General features: G+C 40.0%; 19 protein-coding genes and 1 pseudogene. 14 read left to right on the top strand and 6 right to left on the bottom strand.

Going from position 1 to position 19490, the window contains the following annotated elements; translation table 11 throughout:
* The first annotated feature begins 368 nt into the window (after positions 1–368).
* Entirely contained in the window at positions 369–1100 is a 732-nt protein-coding gene (gene sigI / locus CZ382_RS02300) for an RNA polymerase sigma factor SigI (RefSeq protein WP_088049621.1), read from the top strand.
* Positions 1097–2224 carry an anti-sigma factor domain-containing protein gene (locus tag CZ382_RS02305; protein ID WP_088049622.1) on the top strand — a complete coding sequence of 376 codons (1128 nt, stop codon included), beginning with the start codon at positions 1097–1099 and terminating at the stop codon, positions 2222–2224. Before sigI ends, CZ382_RS02305 begins: the two co-directional genes overlap by 4 nt.
* A 40-nt stretch (positions 2225–2264) precedes the next feature.
* Here CZ382_RS02305 and CZ382_RS02310 read toward each other — a convergent pair whose 3' ends face one another.
* Positions 2265–2501, bottom strand: coding sequence for a YhdB family protein (locus CZ382_RS02310; protein WP_088049623.1), 237 nt, complete (start codon positions 2499–2501; stop codon positions 2265–2267).
* A gap of 162 nt (positions 2502–2663) precedes the next feature.
* On the opposite strand from CZ382_RS02310, the gene CZ382_RS02315 reads away from it, so the two are divergent.
* Together CZ382_RS02315 and CZ382_RS02320 are read left to right on the top strand one after the other, a co-directional pair.
* Entirely contained in the window at positions 2664–3419 is a 756-nt protein-coding gene (locus tag CZ382_RS02315; RefSeq protein ID WP_088049624.1) for a YhcN/YlaJ family sporulation lipoprotein, read from the top strand.
* Between the two features lie 260 nt (positions 3420–3679).
* Positions 3680–4147, top strand: coding sequence for an S-ribosylhomocysteine lyase (locus CZ382_RS02320; RefSeq protein ID WP_088049625.1), 468 nt, complete (start codon positions 3680–3682; stop codon positions 4145–4147).
* 329 nt (positions 4148–4476) lie between these two features.
* On the opposite strand, the gene CZ382_RS02325 is transcribed toward CZ382_RS02320, so the two are convergent.
* Positions 4477–5703 carry an IS4 family transposase gene (locus tag CZ382_RS02325; RefSeq protein ID WP_088049366.1) on the bottom strand — a complete coding sequence of 409 codons (1227 nt, stop codon included), beginning with the start codon at positions 5701–5703 and terminating at the stop codon, positions 4477–4479.
* A gap of 457 nt (positions 5704–6160) precedes the next feature.
* Here CZ382_RS02325 and CZ382_RS02330 point away from each other — a divergent pair, with 457 nt between their 5' ends.
* The 3 genes from CZ382_RS02330 (at position 6161) to CZ382_RS02345 (ending at position 9537) form a co-directional block, all read left to right on the top strand.
* On the top strand, positions 6161–7525 hold the full coding sequence (locus tag CZ382_RS02330) for a dipeptidase (RefSeq protein WP_088049626.1): 1365 nt from the start codon (positions 6161–6163) through the stop codon (positions 7523–7525).
* A gap of 434 nt (positions 7526–7959) precedes the next feature.
* Positions 7960–8700 (top strand): C39 family peptidase, encoded by a 741-nt coding sequence (locus CZ382_RS02340; RefSeq protein ID WP_235000377.1) that lies wholly within the window; start codon positions 7960–7962, stop codon positions 8698–8700.
* Between the two features lie 78 nt (positions 8701–8778).
* Positions 8779–9537: a (S)-benzoin forming benzil reductase gene (locus tag CZ382_RS02345; RefSeq protein ID WP_088049628.1), complete on the top strand. Its 759-nt coding sequence runs from the start codon at positions 8779–8781 to the stop codon at positions 9535–9537.
* Between the two features lie 247 nt (positions 9538–9784).
* Here the strand turns inward: CZ382_RS02345 and CZ382_RS23900 are convergent, their stop codons facing one another.
* Positions 9785–9892: a YjcZ family sporulation protein gene (locus tag CZ382_RS23900; RefSeq protein ID WP_088049629.1), complete on the bottom strand. Its 108-nt coding sequence runs from the start codon at positions 9890–9892 to the stop codon at positions 9785–9787.
* A 111-nt stretch (positions 9893–10003) separates the two neighbouring features.
* Positions 10004–10102, bottom strand: a pseudogene (locus CZ382_RS24110) (YjcZ family sporulation protein); the annotation flags it as partial.
* 649 nt (positions 10103–10751) lie between these two features.
* On the opposite strand from CZ382_RS24110, the gene map reads away from it, so the two are divergent.
* Entirely contained in the window at positions 10752–11504 is a 753-nt protein-coding gene (gene map, locus CZ382_RS02360; protein WP_088049631.1) for a type I methionyl aminopeptidase, read from the top strand.
* 124 nt (positions 11505–11628) lie between these two features.
* Positions 11629–12393, top strand: coding sequence for a cobalamin-binding protein (locus tag CZ382_RS02365; RefSeq protein WP_088049632.1), 765 nt, complete (start codon positions 11629–11631; stop codon positions 12391–12393).
* A 252-nt stretch (positions 12394–12645) separates the two neighbouring features.
* Here the strand turns inward: CZ382_RS02365 and nhaC are convergent, their stop codons facing one another.
* Positions 12646–14010 carry a Na+/H+ antiporter NhaC gene (gene nhaC / locus CZ382_RS02370; RefSeq protein ID WP_088049633.1) on the bottom strand — a complete coding sequence of 455 codons (1365 nt, stop codon included), beginning with the start codon at positions 14008–14010 and terminating at the stop codon, positions 12646–12648.
* Between the two features lie 602 nt (positions 14011–14612).
* Here nhaC and CZ382_RS02375 point away from each other — a divergent pair.
* From CZ382_RS02375 to CZ382_RS02385, 3 genes are read left to right on the top strand one after another with little or no spacing between them, the layout of a single operon-like run.
* Positions 14613–15341, top strand: a complete 729-nt coding sequence (locus tag CZ382_RS02375) for an AzlC family ABC transporter permease (protein ID WP_088049634.1) — start codon at positions 14613–14615, stop codon at positions 15339–15341.
* Complete coding sequence (locus tag CZ382_RS02380; protein ID WP_088049635.1) at positions 15338–15634, top strand: AzlD domain-containing protein; 297 nt, start codon at positions 15338–15340, stop codon at positions 15632–15634. The genes CZ382_RS02375 and CZ382_RS02380 overlap by 4 nt, the downstream gene beginning before the upstream one ends.
* 38 nt (positions 15635–15672) lie before the next feature.
* Positions 15673–16209 (top strand): GNAT family N-acetyltransferase, encoded by a 537-nt coding sequence (locus CZ382_RS02385; RefSeq protein WP_088049636.1) that lies wholly within the window; start codon positions 15673–15675, stop codon positions 16207–16209.
* A 113-nt stretch (positions 16210–16322) separates the two neighbouring features.
* Here the strand turns inward: CZ382_RS02385 and CZ382_RS02390 are convergent, their stop codons facing one another.
* Positions 16323–17201: a cation diffusion facilitator family transporter gene (locus tag CZ382_RS02390; protein WP_088049637.1), complete on the bottom strand. Its 879-nt coding sequence runs from the start codon at positions 17199–17201 to the stop codon at positions 16323–16325.
* Between the two features lie 559 nt (positions 17202–17760).
* Between CZ382_RS02390 and CZ382_RS02395 the strand changes: the two genes are divergently transcribed.
* Both CZ382_RS02395 and CZ382_RS02400 read left to right on the top strand, forming a co-directional pair.
* Entirely contained in the window at positions 17761–17994 is a 234-nt protein-coding gene (locus tag CZ382_RS02395) for an IDEAL domain-containing protein (protein WP_088049638.1), read from the top strand.
* 158 nt (positions 17995–18152) lie between these two features.
* Positions 18153–19460, top strand: coding sequence for an MFS transporter (locus tag CZ382_RS02400; RefSeq protein WP_088049639.1), 1308 nt, complete (start codon positions 18153–18155; stop codon positions 19458–19460).
* Positions 19461–19490: the final 30 nt, after the last annotated feature.

Consider the following 19490-nt stretch of genomic DNA (forward strand, 5'->3'; position numbering starts at 1 on the left):
GTTCCAAAAGCCGTTTTCGTAGATGTTTCTGTCGATGTTCCCTGCGTTATTCTTACCTAACCATGGCCAGCTTCAAACAGTCCCAAGCATTGCTTTTGCTTTTTGCAATCAAGATTTAAACAAACTGTAAATATTCTGTGATAGCAAGGTTTGTCCGCTTGCGGTAGGATTAAGTATATTGACTGCATATGGTCAATGCTGAAAGTCAATTCAAATTGATGAGTAAGCTGATTATTTATTAATTAAAATAAAGATGGTGGATACATCGTGAACGATATAATAAAATTGCTAAATGATAAATACTTGCTAAATACACCCAAAAAGTTAAAACATAACTCGTATTTTATAATGGCTGGGGGTGTTTCAGGTTGATTCGCAATCGGTCATTAAAAGAAAAATCCCTTAAAGAAATGATAACCTCAGTCCAATCAGGGGATGAATATGCACAAAATTACCTTTTAAAGACTTATCAGCCATTTATTGCCAAATGTGTTTCAGAAGTGTGCAAACGGTATATTGATCCGAAAAAGGATGATGAATTCAGCGTTGGCTTAGCCGCATTTAACGAGGCTATTTTAACTTATTCTCCGGAGCGGGGGAGCTCCTTTTTATCCTTTGCCAAACTGGTCGTAAAGCGGAAAGTGATCGATTATATTCGTTATGTGCAAAAAACACCGATAGCAGCTTCATTGGATGAAAGTTATGATGAAGAGCAAATGGAAAACCCCAGTGAAATAATTGCTGTGAAGGAGATTTATCGGGAAGAACAGGAGGCATTGTATCGAAGGGAGGAAATTGCCGAATTTAAAGAGAAGCTAAAAATGTATAAATTAACATTATCTGAATTAACTGAAATATCTCCCAAGCATAGGGATGCCAGAGATTCTGCGGTTCATACAGCGAGGATCCTGTTTAATGATCCTGCATTAAAGGAGTTTGTTGAGCGCAAGAAAAAGCTCCCAATCAAAGCTTTAGTGAAAAAAGTAAGTGTCAGTAAAAAAACACTGGAACGCAACCGGAAGTATATTTTAGCAATATTCATTGTGCTTAGTAATGATTTTGTGTATCTTAAGGACTACCTTAAGGGGGTGGGTAAGTGAAAAAAGGGATCGTAATGGAAAAACATCGCCAATACACGATAATTATGACGGGAAGCGGCCTGTTTCTGAAGGCAAAGCCTGTTGGAGATGCTAGAATTGGTACAGAAGTTGCCTTTGAAATACTGGAGGCAAACAAACGTTATTTATTCTTTTTTCGACCCAAGGAGAAAGTAAAAAATTCCTTTAGAGTGATTGCTGTTACTTGTTTGCTGCTGCTATTTGCAGTTCCTTTTTATTTTATTGCAGGCAGCGGCAAAACATATGCCTATGTGAATGTTGACATTAATCCAAGTGTTGAATTGGAAATTGATGATCAGTTACATGTCCGGTCAGTGAAAGCGTTAAACGATGATGCAAAAATTCTTGTAGAGAAGTTAAGCGATTACAAAAATAAATCACTGGAAGAAATGGTTGCGCTTATTATGGACAACAGTGAAAAGTCGGGTTTCATTAAAAACGGCAAGAACGTCATGGTTGGTGTCAGCTACAGAGAGAATAGTGACGTTTCTGTGTTGGATACATTAGATAGCTATTTTAGTGGCCATCAAACCGATTGGGAAATTGTCACATTTCGTGTGCCGAAAGAAATCAGAAAGACGGCCAGGGAAAAGGATTTGTCAATGAATAAGGTTATGGCCAAAAAGCTCGAGGAAAAGGATTTTCCAAAGCATGTTGAGGAAAAGGAAAAATTAAATGATGAAGAAAAAGCTATTATTCGATCTTTTTATAATAAGGATAAGCCAAAAGAAAATTTGCAAGATGAGTCAGAAAAAGGAAAAAAGCAAACAGAAGAAAACAATCACCAGCAGGATCACAGCAAATTAAAAGATAAAAATGGAAAAGCAACCAGTAACCATAAGCATAAAGAAAATAACAGCGAAAAAGAGAACCAAAGGAATTATCGCAATCATCATTCGAAAACGGATCATGACCCCAATCAGCAAAATTGGCGGGACAAGCAAAGTGATAATCGCAAGGAATATCACCCTCGTGATAATTGGGACGAAAAACATACTAAGGAGCATAACCATAAACAAAGTCACAAACCGAGTGAAAATAAACATAGGAAAAACAACCACCAAGATAACGAAAAAGAGAATGGCAATTATTATCATAATAAATAAAAAGGGAATGCACCGAAAAGGTGGTGCATTCCTTTTAGCATTAGACCTCCATAACAGCAGTTGGCACGTGCTTCATGGCATGGTCAATATAGTAAAGCAGCTCATCATGCAACTGAAGAATTTTTGTTTGATCGAGTGAATAATGATAGGCATGTAAAAAGTTTTGAATTTTTTTTGAAAGCATATCATCGTTTGTTCGCACCATTAAAACCAATAAATCGTCCCATTGTCCCCACAGTGAGTAATATAACGCTTTGTCGTAATCCGGTATATCCATTATTTTTCCCCTCCTTATAATTCAAGGGTTATTTGTAGTTTCTCCGCTTTTTATATATATTGTCTGAAACAAAAATGGTGTATTTGCCAAAATCAGGATATCGGTATAAACCTGCCTTGCTGACACATACTAACGACAAAACAGCAAGGAGGAATTTACACAATGAAATGGAAACTTTTTTTAGTTGGTTTTGCAGCAATGTTTATGCTTGCTGCTTGTGGAAACAATGGAAATGATAATGGGGCAAATGGCAATGACAACGCGGACGGTAATGTTGAGAATACCAGAAATAACACTGCAAATGATCGAAATAATGGTCAAAACTTACGAAACGCAGAAAATGCTGACAGAGATCGGGGAAATCTTAACGATAATAATGCCCAGAACAACAACGACCGATATGAGATTGCCCGAGAAGCTGCCGATAGAATAACCGATGAGGTAGATGGAATTGATCGGGCATATGTTTTAACAACAGATAATAATGCATATGTAGCAGCAGCCTTAGATGAAAATAACAATAATCGCAACAACGGTAATGTGAACAACAATAATGGAAATAACAATAATGGCAATGGAATAAACGGCAACAACAATAATAACAATAAGAACAATAACAATGGAATGAATGGCAACAACAACATTGGAATGGATGATACTAACAACAATAACAACGGTGTTAACAATGATAACAATAATAATGGTGATGAACTGACCGATGAAGTAAAACAAAAAATCACTGATATTGTTAAGTCGGTTGACAACGATATCGATAATGTTTATGTTTCCACAAACCCTGATTTTCTAAATTTGGCCAATAACTATGCAGATGATGTAGACAATGGTGAACCAATTGAAGGATTCTTCGACCAGATTGGCAATATGATTGAACGGGTATTTCCACAAAATAACCAATAAGTACACAAAGTGTAAAGCGGGTATCCTAACGGGGTGCTCGTTTTTTAATGCTCAAGCCTGACAGTTCTTTGAAAAAACCGCCAATTTATGCTATGCTAAACGCATATAATTCACACTAATCTTGGTTTGTTACTAGTTTTAATAAATCGGTCAAGTTATATAAAAACAAGAGCGTTTTGAACTTAAAGAGAATATTTGAAGGAAATTATTTAGGCGAGTAAATGAATTATCGGTTAAAAATGTGAAGGGGACGTAAAACGATGACAAAGAAAATGAATGTAGAAAGCTTTAACTTGGATCATACGAAGGTAAAGGCACCTTATGTTCGGTTAGTAGGGGTAACGGAGGGTGTAAATGGTGATAAGGTATACAAATACGATATTCGTTTTAAACAACCGAACAAGGAACATATGGATATGCCTGGTCTCCATTCACTCGAACATTTAATGGCAGAAAACATTCGCAACCATATGGATAATGTACTTGATATCGGTCCAATGGGATGTCAAACAGGATTTTATTTATCGATCTTTAACAATAATAATTATGATATGATAGTTGACACGATTGAAAAAACGTTGCAGGATGTCTTAGAAGCCGATGAAGTTCCTGCATGTAATGAGGTTCAATGTGGTTGGGCTGCCAGTCACAGCTTGGATGGTGCAAAAGAGATTGCAAAGGAGATGCTGGCACACCGTAAGGAATGGCATCAGGTTTTTGTGGAATAAGGGGAGGGTTTCTTACCCCTGATTTTGACTAAAAAGGTTTCCGTCAATTGGAATGCAGAAATAGCGACGAATTAATTGAAGATTTGAAGGAAGCGTTGAAACAAACAATATTACAGGCAGTCTGATTGGGCTGTTTTTTTATTGTCTGGGAAACTACACTAGCGTTGCATAAAAAATAAAAGATCTAGTCAACCATTTTGATTTGTAACTTATTTACATTTATCAATTATAAAGAATATTCAGTCTCACCTTCTTCGTGAATCAGAGAAAAAAAGATAATAGGGCTATAAAGGTAGTCCTTCATCCATTTTTTGGAATTCATTAGTTATTTAAACGAGTGGATCGTACGTTAGATCATCTAAATGTAAAACATCTCCTGATTCATATTGTGCTAAGGTTTCTTCAAATATTCGCTGATGCTGCATCTTTCGGCGTCCGTTGGATGTTCGATCCGGTTTTTTGAAAAGTTCTTTTATGAAGCTCGAAAGACTTTTAGACCAAAAATCACTTACCCAATTGAACATTTCCAGTAATGTACCTTTATATCCTAATTTGTTTTTCATTAACAGATTTAAGCAGAATGTAATCATCGCGATGTAAATCTGGTTGAATACGGCATTTTCGCTTTGTCCGTAAAATTTTATCAAGACCAAATGCTGCTTTATCCATTTGAAAAACAATTCGATTTGCCAACGTGTACGGTAGAGGTCACTAATTTCTTGCGCGCTCACTTTTGCATCATTGCATACAATCGAAATGAGGTTGCCTTTACTATCCAATGTTTCTACCAAATGTAAAGGATGTTTCATATTTCCGATTTTCACCATCGCATCACGAATGATTGCAGAGGATGGATCTACAGGTAGTTCCTCTATCACGTGAACGATCGTATTTGCTTTAATTCTGGTGACAAATCGAATTCCGTTTGCACAATAATACTCAAATTTGCCAAAGTCGAAATAGCCGCGGTCGAATACGTGAAGCGCATCTTTACCCAAAATTAATGGGTCTAACTGTGTGACATCTGCTGGCTTTGCAGGAGTAAGAATCACGTCATTTGGATAAGAAACACCATCACAAAAATTGACGGAAGTATGTAGCTTTATTCCAGCTTTTGTCTCTCGGAAAACGGCCCATTCATATTGGCTAAGGCACATCGAGATCGTTGATGAATCGATTAAATGTATCTTTCCAAGTGCCTTATCTGCTTGCTTGGAACCGAGTTCTTGATGCAATTTTTGAACCAGATGATGCAGGATAACCTGAAAAATTTCAGGCGGTATTTCACCCAGCTTTCGTGAAAGCTGAGATTTACTAATACGCTTTATGCCAACAAGTCTTTGTACCATTTTCTTGCGTTTTACATTATCGCTTATCCGCCCAAGACTCTTTAATTCTTTCAGCTGAGCATAAATGAAAGTTCTGATAAACGTGAGTACACCAAGCTTTTTTACATATTTATCGATTTGGGCATGGTCAATCATTTTTTGTATAACTTTTGTATCCAGTGGATGAATGTATTCCTTAAATACATGTTTTATGGTATTATTGTCCATGTTAGCTCCTTATAGTTAGGGATTTGGACTGGACTACCATACCCTAATTATAAGGCTTTTTTTATGACTTTTAAAGGTTAAATTGCCATTATTGCCAAATTTCACATAAAATATATTTCTTGACTTTTATATTTTATTTTCCTGCAACGCTAGTGGGGAAACTATAAATTTATACGCTGTGGATAACTGGATAGTCGAGAGGGGCCATGTCCAGCTCCAGTCCCAGCGGCTGGTGTCCTTCACCTCGGGAATATCGAGGTTTTCCGTATGTTGCTAATATTGTTGATAATATCCCTTTTTTGTTGATGTTATCATCCAGAATCGTGGCAGGAGACCACTGATCTGACATGTAAAGCAATTGCATCCATACAAAATCACACACATATCCAAACAATATGCGCAGATCTATTCAAATATGATATGCTAAAATAAATATAAAACATTGGAGGAATAGTACATGAGTGAAAAAGTTATCAGTTATCTAACTGAACATCATGATCAGTTGTTGGAAAAATTGAACCAATTTTTGTCGATTCCGAGTGTCAGCACAGATAGTGTACATAAAAACGACGTCAGAGAAGCGGCAAGCTTTTTGGAGACATATTTAAATGATATTGGCTTTGAGCATGTAGAACAGCGGGAAACTGGCGGACATCCGCTTGTATTTGCAGAATACAAGCAAGCGGGTTCAGATGCACCAACTGTTCTATTCTATGGCCATTATGATGTGCAGCCGGTTGATCCACTTGACCAATGGAAAAGTGATCCGTTTAAACCAGAAATACGGGATGGTCGTCTATATGCCCGTGGATCCAGTGACGACAAAGGCCAAGTATTTATGCAGCTTGCCGTTTTTGAAGCATACATGAAGACAGAGGGGAAACTTCCATTAAATGTCAAGGTTTGTATTGAGGGCGAGGAAGAGATCGGCAGTGAGAATTTGTATCGTACGCTTCACGATAACAAAGAATTGTTTGCTGCTGACTTTGCAGTAATTTCGGATTCAGGGATGGTTGCTGAAAATCGGCCGACAATACTCTATGGATTAAAAGGATTTACCGGAATCGAACTTACGGTAAATGGCCCTGATCATGATTTGCACTCTGGTATGTATGGTGGAGCAGTGCGAAATCCAATCATGGCCTTAACTCATATTTTAGCATCGATGAAAAACGAAGAAGAAGTCATCACAGTGGATGGTTTCTATGATGACGTGGAGCCCCTTGACGACGGTGAACGGCAATTAATCAAACAAGTAGAGAGTGAAGATTACAAAGCATCAACCGGCGTAACGGAGACCGTTTCAGAAAAAGGCTATACAGCCAAAGAACATACAATGGGCCGTCCAACTTTTGAAGTTAACGGAATTTATGGTGGATATCAAGGAGAAGGAACGAAAACCATCATCCCGTCGTCAGCCACCGCGAAAATTACCTGTCGTCTTGTACCTGGCCAGGATCCGGAAAAAATTCAAACTCTACTGGAACAACATGTTCAAGAAAATAAGCCATCAGGTGTTACTGTCGATGTAAAAAAGGAAAAGCTTTCGGCTAAAGCTTACAAGGTGGAGCCAAATCATCCACTGATTCAAAAAGCTGCAAAAAGCTATACAAAGGCATTTGGGAAGGATACAGTCTACGTCAGAATGGGTGGCTCCATACCCGTCGTGGAATGGATTGAGGCAATCTACAATATTCCAATTGTTCTATTAGGGTTTGGTACACCAGATGATCGCCTGCATTCCCCAAATGAGAGTTTCCCAATAGACAGTTTTGTAAAAGGAATGGAAACATTAGCATACTACTGGGATGAAATACGGTAGAAATAAATGAGTAATAGTGTGTGTTAAAAAAGTCACCGAATCTGAGTCTTGAAGATCGAGGCCACGCAGCTCCCGGAACCGGGCATGCACAGGACGTAGGAGGTTTTAACAGAAGATCCTCTATTGCCAACTTTAGTGCTCATCGCTTATCATTTGGTGGCTTTTTGAACATCCTGAATACAGCTTCCCTTAATAGGAGGTTAAGGAAGCTGGCTGATGCAGGGAGTATGGAAAAGTAAGTTTAAAGTCTATTTTCCATTGGAATAATAAGGGGTTTTTAACCGATTATCCATAAAGCCAGGAATTTGTCAAGTTAGGTTTTGAAAATTGCGTATTTGAGGTTAAACAAAGGGAAACCCCTTGCATTTTGCGGATCACCCGGCTGACAAAATATTTTAATCTATTAATTAAAGTGGGAGTTGGAGAATTCCACTATGAAACTTATGTATAAGCCGTTAAGTTACTTTTTAATCATACTTGTTTTGCTAGCAGCATGCCAAGCAAAGGCAGTTACAGAAAATGCTGCTGGTTCGACAGCAAAGAAATATAGTGAATTAACGGATAAAAAACCGATTACATTAGCAGCGCCAAAAAGGATCAAACCGCTGGATGTACCACTCATTAATCAGATGGATCCACCGCGTTTGTATAATGGGTGCGAGGTCAGCAGTTTGGCAATGGTATTAAATTATCATGGTATTAAGGTATCTAAAAATGAATTGGCTGAAAAAATCGACCGCGTCCCATTAGCATATGGAAACGGATTGAAAGGAAACCCCAATGATGGATTTGTCGGAAATATGGAGGATGGGCCTGGGTTGGCCGTTTATCATGGACCTGTAAAAAAACTTGCCGAACAATACGCTGGGGGAAAAACGGCAGATATCACAGGTGAACCAATTGATGTCCTATACAAGTATCTTACAGAAGGCATGCCAGTCTGGGTCATAACGACAGTGAATTCCGTTCCGGTAAATGACTGGGAAGCATGGGAAACACCTTCTGGAATAGTAGAAGTAACCTATAGTGTGCATAGTGTAGTCATGACAGGTTTTGATGAAGACTATGTCTATATAAATAACCCATACGGCCAGAAGAACCAAAAGGTAGATAAGCAAGGTTTTGAAAAGGCATGGAAACAAATGGGAAGTCAAGCAATTGTTATTGAAAGGTAATTCAAAATTGGCTGTTTTCTTTGCAATCGAAAAGGGTAAAAATAGCTAAGTACGCTACATGAAACGGGGGGATATAAAATGAAATATGCAGTGATAACCGGGGTCTCAAGAGGCTTGGGAGAGTCAGTTGCCAAATTATTTATGGAATCGGGGATTCACGTCATCGGTATTTCCCGCAACCATAACAAGTCGTTAATAGCCTGCGCCCAGCAAAATAATGTCGTATACCAGCATTATCGTTGTGATTTAGGAGAACTTGGAGAGGTAGAGGAGACAGTTGAACGGGTTAGCAGCCAAATTTTCGCAGAAGAACCAGAATCGATTTATATAGTAAACAATGCAGCTGTCCTTGAACCAATTGCACCGGCGACATCCATTAAAAACACTGATCTCAAGTACCATGTACAGATTAATACCATTGCACCAATGGTATTAATAAACTCATTATTGCAAACAGCAGTTGAACAGGATGTGCGGATGATTGGCGTCACCATAACATCGGGTGCGGCAGAAAGGCCTGTTTTTGGCTGGAGTGCCTACTGCAGCACAAAAGCAAGCATCAATATGTATACACAGGCAGTTGCACTTGAACAGGAGGAGTTAAAGACCGGAAACAAGGTTATTGCATTTAACCCAGGAATCATGGATACACAGATGCAGGAAAAAATCCGGGCAAGTTCAGCAGATGATTTCATTGAAGTAGATACATTTCGCGACTATAAGAAAAAGGATTTATTAAAGGATACCGAGGCGGTTGGTGGAGTATTGGTAGATATTTTAACGGACGAAGAAAGTATTGAAAACGGAAAAATATACAATGTGAAGGACTATTTTTAGTCGGTTAACAGTATGAAGTGGTTGCGAGTAGTGCAAGCAAAGGAACTTAAAATATATGAATGGGTTATCTCTTTATGAAAAAACGAACCTCCGCCACAAAACGGAGGTTCGCTTTTTTGATGGTAATGGAGAAATGGACTGCTGGTTAAGTCCAAGAAGATGAATGGAAAAGCTGTAAAATCTGAGAACTACTTAAAGGCTATATCCAATGAATTTTACGCTAGTACGTTCTTTATCGGCGTAACAATTAATAACCTCCGCCAACATATCCACCTGCTCCAACAATAATCAGCAGGATGAACAATACTACGATTAACGCAAAGCCCATACCATAGCCTCCGCCGCCATAGCTCATGAAAGATCACCTCCTTTATGAAAAATGATCTCAGGTGATTGGTTACCACCAACCACCACCAAATCCGCCACCATAGCCACCGCCATAGCCGCCGTAGCCGCCTCCACCACCGTAGCCGCCAACAAAGCCACTGGCACCTACAATGATTAAGAGGATAAATAACACGACGATGAGTGCAAAGCCGCTTCCACCTCCAGCATACTCACTCACTAACTTCACCTCCCCTTTTTATCAATGTATGTATAAAGTGTTGACATGGAAGGGCTAATAAAGAAATGGGCTTCTCCTTTTTATGTTATAAGTTGATAATAAGTGAAAAATGGATATTTTGATCGGCTAATGGCCGGTTGATAGGGCATTGTTTAAAGTTACCGCAAAAGGAGGAGATAGATTATTTATCACGCATTAACGGGCTGTAATACCCCCTACCTCTAAGCCTGAGTAAACCAAAATGTGAAGGAGGGGATAAACAGCCCGTACTTCTCCAATTTTAGGAACGAAGACTAAAAATGCCACGTCCTTATGTCTTCGTCTTGTGACCGCATCGTGTAGGCCTCAGGCTAATTCAGTGGGGGAGGAAGGGCAGGCTAAAACCGTCACGTCCGCATGCCTTCGCCTTCACTAGCACGTCTTGTGCGTCGGACCCCTCCTCTGAATGAAGTTTCGCTTTATCGTCTGCTTGAGTTCGCCTCGATTCGATTCATCTATGCTTAATTTATTGAGAATTTATGTTACACTTTAGGGTGCATAAAAACATCAGGAATTCCAATGCCTGCATTTAGTAAATCATTATGCACATGATCAAAGACCATATCACAGAATGGTATAATACAGATAATTGTTTGAAAGGAAGAAAGTTATGATCACAAGAAAAAGTAAACGCGAAATTGAAATGATGCAAAAGTCCGGGGATTTACTCGTTCAATGCCACAAAGAAATTGCGAAAATGATCAAGCCTGGAATTACTACGATGGAAATTGATACATTTGTCGAGAAATTTTTAGCCCGCCATGGTGCAACACCGGAACAAAAAGGGTTCAATGGCTATCCGTATGCGATTTGCGCTTCCGTAAACGATGAAATTTGCCATGGATTTCCGCGTGACGATAAATTAGTCGATGGCGATATTGTAACCATCGATATTGTTGTAAATCTGAATGGCGGATTAGCGGATTCGGCATGGACATACCCGGTCGGCAACATTGATCAGGTTGGCAAGCGTCTATTGGATGTTACAAAGACAGCACTCTATATAGGGATTGAACAAGCACAAGCAGGTAACCGTATCGGTGATATTGGCCATGCGATTCAAACCTATGCAGAAGGGGAAGGATTTTCCGTTGTGCGGGACTTCACGGGACATGGCATTGGCCCAACAATTCATGAAGATCCGCATATCCCGCACTTTGGTTTGCCAAATAAAGGGCTCCGACTAAAAGAAGGCATGGTAGTTACGATTGAGCCAATGATCAATGAAGGTGCCTGGCAAAGTAAAATGGATAGCAATAACTGGACTGCACGAACGGTCGACGGCGGACGTTCCGCACAATACGAGCATACCATTGTCATTACAAAAGATGGCCCATTAATTACGACGGAACAGGATGCATAAGAAACGATCATCAACCTCTTGGCCGGCTGGAGTGACCAGAACAGCTTGGTGAAAACCGAAGCACTACCATAAACGGACGAACAGATCAGCTATGTTGTTGTCCAAATACGGAGGAGGTGGCGGAATGCGTGTCGTCTCAATCTGCCCCAGTAACACGGAAATTGTTGCTTATTTAGGAAAGACGGATCTATTAGTCGGTGTTGATAATTTTTCGGATTGGCCTGACGAAGTGTCCAACCTTCCGAAATTGGGGCCTGATCTATCCATCAACATGGACAAAGTCGCCGAACTCGATCCTGATCTTGTATTGGCATCCCTTAGTGTCCCGGGGATGGGAAAAAATATTGATGCACTTAAGAAACAAGGGCTCCCGTATATTACGCTAAATCCAAATTCACTCGAGGAAATAGCGGGCGATATCCAAACGGTAGGGGAAGCCTTGAATCTTCCAGAACTTGGTCTTGAAAAAGCGGAGACTTTCCGTCATGAAATAAATTATTTCCAGGAGAGGCCTCAATTTAACCATGATAGGCCTGAACTTTACTGGGAATGGTGGCCAAAGCCGATCTTCACTCCGGGGAAAGTTAATTGGCTAACTGAACTCAGCCAGCTTGCCGGTGCCCGCAATATTTTTGATACAGAAGATGTCGCGAGTTTTCAAACCGACTGGGATGATGTTAAAGAGCGGAACCCAGACCACATTTGTATGGTGTGGGTGGGGGTCAAGGAAGAAAAAATGCGCCCGGAACTAGTGATGAAGCGTCCTGGCTGGGATACGATGAAGGCTGTTCGGCAAGGGAAAATTCACGTAATGGAGGAGTCATTATATTGCCGGCCCTCTCCTAGGTTGCTGGAAGGGTTGCGGAAGCTTGATAAATTGATAAATTGATGAAAAGCTGACTGAGGCTGCTGAACCTCGTCAGCATTTTCTTGTTGTACGGGGAGACTAGCGCCACATTAGGGAGAACATCGCTGCATTCGCCCCGAGGGGTGAGAACATCAACCCTAGAGTAAGAGCATCAACTCGGGGGAAGGAGCATTCGCCCCGAGGGTGAGAACATTAACCCAAGGGCGAGAGCATTCAACCCTAGGGCAAGACCATCGACCCGAGGGCAAAAACATCAACCCGAGAACGGAAGCATCAACCCTTTATCCGTCTCCCGCCAAAAAGAACTGTAATAACTGGACTCAGTAGACAAAAGAAAGCAAACGGCAAATACGTTAGCACCGGTACACCAAGTACATCTGCAATAAACACGCCACAGACACTCCATGGTACAAGCGGATTAATGACTGTACCAGCATCTTCCAATGTCCGTGATAATACTTTATTGGGAAGGCCGGCTTTTTGATAAATCCCTTTATACGTTTCCCCGGTTAATAAAATGGACAGATACTGCTCGCCAATTAAAACATTGACCCCAATCGCCGTTGCAGCGGTCGAAATAATGACAGTACGAACTTTTTTCAGTTTTTCCTTAAATGTATTTAAAATCGACGGAATGATGCCCGTGACAAATAATAATCCACCAAACCCCAATGCTAAAATTACAAGTGAAACGGTAAACAGCATGCTATTGATGCCGCCTTTTGTCAACAATTCATTAACCGGCTGAAAATCTGTTTCCGCAGTAAAACCATTAAACCATATATTCCAGATTTCTGATCCTGAGATATGGTTCGTTAAGCTTGCTAACAATGTTGCAAGCGAACTGCTTAGCGCCAGGGCGATGAACGCAGGTGTTTTAAAGATCGTACAAATAATTAAAACAGCAAGCGGCAGCCATGATGTCCAATGAATTAAATTTGTTGAAGCTAAAGCATCCTGGTATGCCGTAACATTTTGTACCGGGACATCTCTGTTTGGTGATAGCACAGCAAATAAAATAAACGTAATGATAAATGCCGGGATCGTCGTTAGGCTCATGTGTTTAATGTGTTCAAATAAATCTACCTGGACAATGGTTGACGCTAAATTTGTTGTATCGGATAATGGTGACATTTTATCGCCGAAAAATGCACCCGAAACAATTGCACCGGCGGTAATCGCGAGGGAGGCATCGAGTGCACTTGCCATACCGATAAAAGCAACACCAATTGTTGCAGTCGTTGTAAGCGAACTACCAAGTGAGACGCCGACGATTGCTGTAATAGCAAAAACAATAGCATAAAACCAGGACCCGCCAACAAAACGAAAACCAGTATCGATTAGTGCGGGGATCGTACCACTTATCATCCAACTGCTAATTAATACACCAATTAATATAAATAAAAAGATTGCACCCATTCCAGATTTGGCGCCAAAAATCATTCCCTCCTCAAGATCTTTAAACGGAATACGTCTGATCAATCCGTATGCTACAAGAAAAAAGATACCCAATATGATTGGAACATGTGGTACTGTTTCAAGTTTGATGATGAAATAACTGATCAATCCGATGATAACAATAAAGAAAAAAATGGACTCCCCAATTGACGGGTTATGCTTGGGGCTGACTGGAAACATGGAAATACCTCCTTGTTAGTTAAATGTTTAGAACCTTTTGATGAATATAAGAAAAGCGGAAGCGCCCGTTTAGCAACGTACAAACTGGAGCACTCCGCAATGAGATAAAGGAAACACGGTGAGCTGGAAGCGAACCGATGTTGACTTATCGTAGTGAAGGAGTGTGAAGTTTGCTAGTTGCTGGGCGCTGGAGCTGGACATGGCCAACTCGGACGTAAGCAGAATAGAGCCTGAATTTTTATACTTTCTTTACTTATGAAAAAGCTTCATCCCAAAATAGGGACGAAGCTTGTCTCCGCGGTACCACCCTGATTGATGATCTGTTGCAAATCATCCTCTTGTCTAAAAAGATCCGTTAAGCCTGAATGTGTAATTCAAATCCCTCCTGCCAGAGCTTGCACCAGACGCTCTGTCTCTATTACTGCTTTAGAAAGATTTTACTTCGCATTCACGGATAAATATTCATCTGTAAAGTATTAATTTTGAATATACATCTAAAACATGCAGCCTGTCAATATATTTTTTTTGAGACCAAATACTTTTTAACGTGTAAAATATCAGTTATAATAACTTCAATTTTCTAAGCAGGGGGACACAAGAAGATGGTGACAAACACGATAGAGAAAAAAGACACGTCACAGGCAATACATATGATTAAAAAAGGGATAGCGGTTGGCTTTCCGATCATGCTTGGCTATTTGCCAATTGCAATTACATATGGTGTATTAGCTAAAAGTGCGGGGATGTCACTCGTAGAATTAACGATGATGAGTGTACTTGTATTCGCTGGTGCTAGTCAATTTATGGGAGCTAACATGATCGCCGTCGGGGCTGGGGCGGTGGAAATTATTGTAGCGACATTCGTACTTAATTTCCGCCATTTTGTAATGAGCCTATCATTTATGAACCGATTACGGGGCATTGGACTAAACTGGAAAGTTCCTTTATCATTAGGGTTGACCGATGAAACGTTTGCTGTGTCATCGTTACACCCGAAAGAAGCAAAAGTGGAAAAAGGAGCACTTTTTTATACAGCTTTGATCGTAACGGCCTATTTTTCATGGGTATTTGGCTCATTTTTAGGTGGAGTACTTGGCGAAATCATCCCGGAAAAACTTAGCCAAAGCATGGGAATCGCTTTATATGCGATGTTTATCGGTCTCTTGGTCCCGTCGGTAAAAAAGGAAATAAAGGTTGGGCTAATTGCCATTATTGCTATGCTAATTAATACAATATGTACTCAGTTCATGAGTGATGGCTGGGCAATTGTGTTTGGGACTGTTTTAGGCGGGTTAAGCGGGATTTATTTGCTAAAGGGGGATCAGTCATGATTGTTGCTATTATTATTGGTATGTCACTAGTAACGATGATCCCAAGAATGATTCCGGCGTATATTGTCGATAAAGTACATTTTCCGGATTGGGCGAATCGCTGGTTAAATGCTGTTCCGTATGCCGCCTTGGGTGCACTTATTTTTCCGGGAATTATGTCAGTCAAAGCCGGGGAACCACACGTGGGGATTATTGGCGGGGTTGTTGCAATTATACTGGGATATATTGGACTGAACGTTATTTTAGTTGTTATTGGTGCAATTATTACCGTGTTTCTTTTTGCCATTATATAGAGAAATAGAAGTTGAACAACAGCAGGGGGCGAAAGTATATGTTTTCAATTAGAAGAGCGAGTTATGCTGATGCAGAGGCAATTGCGAATATTCATGTTACAAGCTGGAAGAATACGTATACTGATTTGGTTGATGAGAAGGATTTATCCAATATTACATACGAAAATCGCAAAACATTATGGGAAGCGGTATTACGAATGCAGAAAAAGGAACAATGTACGTTTGTTATACAGACTGATGGAAAAACAGTGGGTTTCGTTTCGGGCGGACCAGAACGAACGAAACGGTTTAATTATGATAGTGAGATTTATACGATTTATTTATTGCCTGAATATCAGCGTAAAGGGTTAGGTGCGATGCTGTTACGAGCCTTTGCCGAAGAAATGAAGGAACATGGCTATCAATCACTGCTTGTTTGGGTACTAACACAGAATCCTTCAAGCAGGTTTTATAAGCGATATGATGCAAAACCTGTTGGCGAGGAGAAAACGACAATTGGTGAAGGAACTTACCAGGAAACGGCATATGGCTGGGAAAGTATTGAACAACTGCTGGCAAGCTGGAATAAAGCTTGATGCTAAAAATACGTATTATGGAAAGTTCCTGTTTTAGGCACGAAGTTTCTAATCTTATGAACAAAACGAAATAAGCATACTGGTTCTCTCACAAAAAAGAAAACCGGTATGCTCTAATCATGTTTTTTTGGATATGGCTCAATATGGATATGGGCGTATGAAATGTTATGTTTTTCGGCTAAAAATCGTTCAATCCGCTCAGTTATATCATGGCTTTCCTTTACGTTAAGATTTGGGTCGACCAAAATTGTGATGTCTATAAAAGCTTGATTTCCGTGAATCCGGCCTTTAACATCGTAAACTTCTTTCACCTCAGCAACTTTCGCAATACTTGCCTTTACTTTCATCAATTGTTTTTCATCAAAGCCATCGGTAAGTGTTAGTGTAGAATCCTTGAAAATTTCCCAAGCCGTTTTACAGATAATAATACCTACAAGAAAACCTGCCAGCGGATCCAGCCAGAATAAACCGAATTGTGCTCCAATGATACCGATAAAAGCTCCAATACTAACGAGTGCATCAGATCGGTTATCCTGTGCCGCCGCATGAAGGGAGCTGCTTTGAACTTTCTTAGCAAGCTTGGCATTATAACGATAAACGAGAAACATAATAATCGCAGCCCCAATTGCTGTCCAGGCTGTTAGCATATCAGGCTGTACGGTATGGCCGTAAATCATTTTTTTGCATGTATCAAAAATAACTTGCAGGCCGACTGTCATCATGATAAATGCGGCGAATAATGATGCAATTGTTTCAGCACGGTAATGTCCATAATGGTGATCTTCATCAGGAGGCTTTCGGGAGATTTTTAACCCAACAAGAACAGCAATGGAGGCGATCACATCAGTTGAATTATTTAATCCATCAGCACGTAACGCTTCTGATTGGCCGATGGAAGCAATGACTAATTTTGTTACAGCTAAAAAAAGGTAGGCGGCAATACTTATCCAGGCTCCTTTTTCTCCTTTTTTGAGGTCGTTTGCATGATTCATTAACAATTTCCTCCGTCTTGAGTATGTTACTTTGTTAGCATCTATATTTCTTAAACAGTCTATCAAAGTAGTATGTGTTGGGTCTAGAGAAACATTCAAGCGCCTGGTTATATGTATTGATTCATGTAAAGTAAGTTTCATGTAGTAAAGATTTGAAAAAGGATATTTATCTGGTGACAGAGTTCGAATAGAAATCTTTCTCCAGGATAAGATTTGGTAATGGAACTCGAGTTTACCCCGCTTTAACGGCATTTCTAAGTCTGCAAAAGAATGTAGAAAGAATAAGAATTTCCGAAAAACGCAGTACGATATCCCTCTTCAAATGTGCAAAAGAATAGAGGAAGATAAGGGGGTCCAGCATCGTAAAGTTCCGATTGGTTCCACTAACGTTTAGTGGAGCAGGCAGGCTAAGTACGCCTGCCCTGTTGTAACGTCCAGTGCATCGAAAACCACCCTGAATAAAGTTTGGACTTTATCCTCTAGAAACTTGCATCTTTTTACTTGAAATTATTCACAAAATTTGGGATAATAGAAAAAAGGAACAAAGGGGCTGTGTTCCATGAAAAAACAGAAAGTAGTCTACCGCTATTATCGATATGATGGCAACCTTCTGCATGCTAAACGGGAAATCCCGTATGAATTGAAGCTATCGTCCAGGTTATTACTCGATGAATTATGTTTTAACTGGAATAAAGCACAATTGGAAGCTGCTATCAACAAATCGATTGATGAAGGAAATAAAACGGAATTTATAAAGTTAAGTGAAGAATATAAGCATTTTATTTGGGAATAGATTTGAGTAAATTAGCTTCACCTGAGGTAGGTGGGGCTTTTTTTAAAGCAAATATAGTGAATATAGTACTTTTGTCATGGATAAAATTTTTTAAAATATTGTCCTATTTCGTTGTCCTTTCTGATATGCTGGTATAGAAGAGAGGTGTTTCGAATCAGATGAAAAATAAAAAAACAGTAATTAGCTGGATGCTGTATGACTTCGGTAATTCAGCTTTTGCCACAACCATTATGGCTGCCGTATTACCAGTGTTTTATTACGATGTCGCAGCCGTCGGACTTAAGGAATCGCTGGCGACGAGCTATTGGGGGTACTCCCAGTCGATCGCTGTCTTAATTGTCGCGGTGCTGGCTCCGTTTTTAGGGGCAATTAGTGACTATTCAGCAGCTAAGAAAAAATTTTTACGTTTTTTTGCTTATATGGGGATTATTGCAAGTGTTTTGCTTGCCTTTGTTGGAGAAGGCGACTACCTGTTTGCATCTATCCTATTAATTGTCGGCACGATCGGGTTTTCAAGCGCTAATATTTTTTATGATGCATTTTTACTGGAAATTGCCGATGAAGAGGATATTGATAAAGTATCGTCAGGTGGATTTGCAGTTGGCTACATAGGCGGGGGAGTCCTGCTCGCGATTAATATTCTGATGATTTTAAAATATCAATGGTTCGGAATGCCAAATGCAACCGTCGCAAGCCAGGTGTCGTTTGCTACGGTTGGGGTCTGGTGGTTTATTTTTTCCTTGCCGCTTTTTAAAAATATTCGAGAAGAGAAAAAGACTGCCGTTAAACGTAATCAATCCTATATGAAAATTGGCTTTGCCAGGGTTACCTCAACGTTTAGAGAGATTAAACAGTATAAGCACTTATTAATCTTTTTGTTGGCTTTCTGGATGTACAATGATGGTATCTCAACGATCATCAAAATGGCGACAATTTACGGGCGGGATATCGGGATTGATGCCAATGCATTAATTGCAGCATTGTTAATTACTCAATTTGTCGGCATTCCCTGTACCTTTTTCTTTGGCTGGCTGGCGAAAAAAATTACCGCTAAAAAGGCATTATATATTACACTGTACGCGTATATGGGGATTGTCATCCTCGGTTACTTTATGTCATCCGCACTGCATTTTTACTTACTGGCGATTTGTGTAGGAATCGTCCAAGGTGGTGCCCAGTCATTAAGCAGATCGATTTACGGTCGCATGGTACCGGAGGATAAACATGCGGAGTTCTTCGGATTTTACGGGATCTCATCAAAATTTGCTGCGATTTTCGGTCCGTTTTTATTTGGGCTGGTCGGTCAGCTGACAGGTTCAAGCAGACTGGCAATTGTTTCACTTGTTTTCTTCTTTATTGTAGGAATTATCCTGTTACGATTTGTGAATATCGAAAAAGGCGTTGAAGAGGCTCGGGAGGCATACAACTCCTGTAGAAAAAGTGGAGGTAAAACCAAGGTAAGATGACGCGAACAGCCGGTTATATGACATGGTAAC

Source organism: Virgibacillus dakarensis (assembly GCF_900155625.1).
GTDB classification, from domain to species: domain Bacteria; phylum Bacillota; class Bacilli; order Bacillales; family Amphibacillaceae; genus Lentibacillus_C; species Lentibacillus_C populi.

Excerpts from the sequence above, each read along its gene's own strand:
- CZ382_RS02380 (WP_088049635.1), top strand. The coding sequence starts at position 15,338 with ATGATTGTTGCTATTATTATTGGTATGTCACTAGTAACGATGATCCCA.
- CZ382_RS02390 (WP_088049637.1), bottom strand. The coding sequence starts at position 17,201 with ATGAATCATGCAAACGACCTCAAAAAAGGAGAAAAAGGAGCCTGGATA.
- CZ382_RS02385 (WP_088049636.1), top strand. The coding sequence starts at position 15,673 with ATGTTTTCAATTAGAAGAGCGAGTTATGCTGATGCAGAGGCAATTGCG.
- CZ382_RS02395 (WP_088049638.1), top strand. The coding sequence starts at position 17,761 with ATGAAAAAACAGAAAGTAGTCTACCGCTATTATCGATATGATGGCAAC.
- CZ382_RS23900 (WP_088049629.1), bottom strand. The coding sequence starts at position 9,892 with ATGAGCTATGGCGGCGGAGGCTATGGTATGGGCTTTGCGTTAATCGTA.
- CZ382_RS02320 (WP_088049625.1), top strand. The coding sequence starts at position 3,680 with ATGACAAAGAAAATGAATGTAGAAAGCTTTAACTTGGATCATACGAAG.
- CZ382_RS02345 (WP_088049628.1), top strand. The coding sequence starts at position 8,779 with ATGAAATATGCAGTGATAACCGGGGTCTCAAGAGGCTTGGGAGAGTCA.
- CZ382_RS02310 (WP_088049623.1), bottom strand. The coding sequence starts at position 2,501 with ATGGATATACCGGATTACGACAAAGCGTTATATTACTCACTGTGGGGA.
- CZ382_RS02315 (WP_088049624.1), top strand. The coding sequence starts at position 2,664 with ATGAAATGGAAACTTTTTTTAGTTGGTTTTGCAGCAATGTTTATGCTT.
- CZ382_RS02325 (WP_088049366.1), bottom strand. The coding sequence starts at position 5,703 with ATGGACAATAATACCATAAAACATGTATTTAAGGAATACATTCATCCA.
- CZ382_RS02375 (WP_088049634.1), top strand. The coding sequence starts at position 14,613 with ATGGTGACAAACACGATAGAGAAAAAAGACACGTCACAGGCAATACAT.
- CZ382_RS02330 (WP_088049626.1), top strand. The coding sequence starts at position 6,161 with ATGAGTGAAAAAGTTATCAGTTATCTAACTGAACATCATGATCAGTTG.
- CZ382_RS02340 (WP_235000377.1), top strand. The coding sequence starts at position 7,960 with ATGAAACTTATGTATAAGCCGTTAAGTTACTTTTTAATCATACTTGTT.
- map (WP_088049631.1), top strand. The coding sequence starts at position 10,752 with ATGATCACAAGAAAAAGTAAACGCGAAATTGAAATGATGCAAAAGTCC.
- nhaC (WP_088049633.1), bottom strand. The coding sequence starts at position 14,010 with ATGTTTCCAGTCAGCCCCAAGCATAACCCGTCAATTGGGGAGTCCATT.
- CZ382_RS02365 (WP_088049632.1), top strand. The coding sequence starts at position 11,629 with ATGCGTGTCGTCTCAATCTGCCCCAGTAACACGGAAATTGTTGCTTAT.
- CZ382_RS02400 (WP_088049639.1), top strand. The coding sequence starts at position 18,153 with ATGAAAAATAAAAAAACAGTAATTAGCTGGATGCTGTATGACTTCGGT.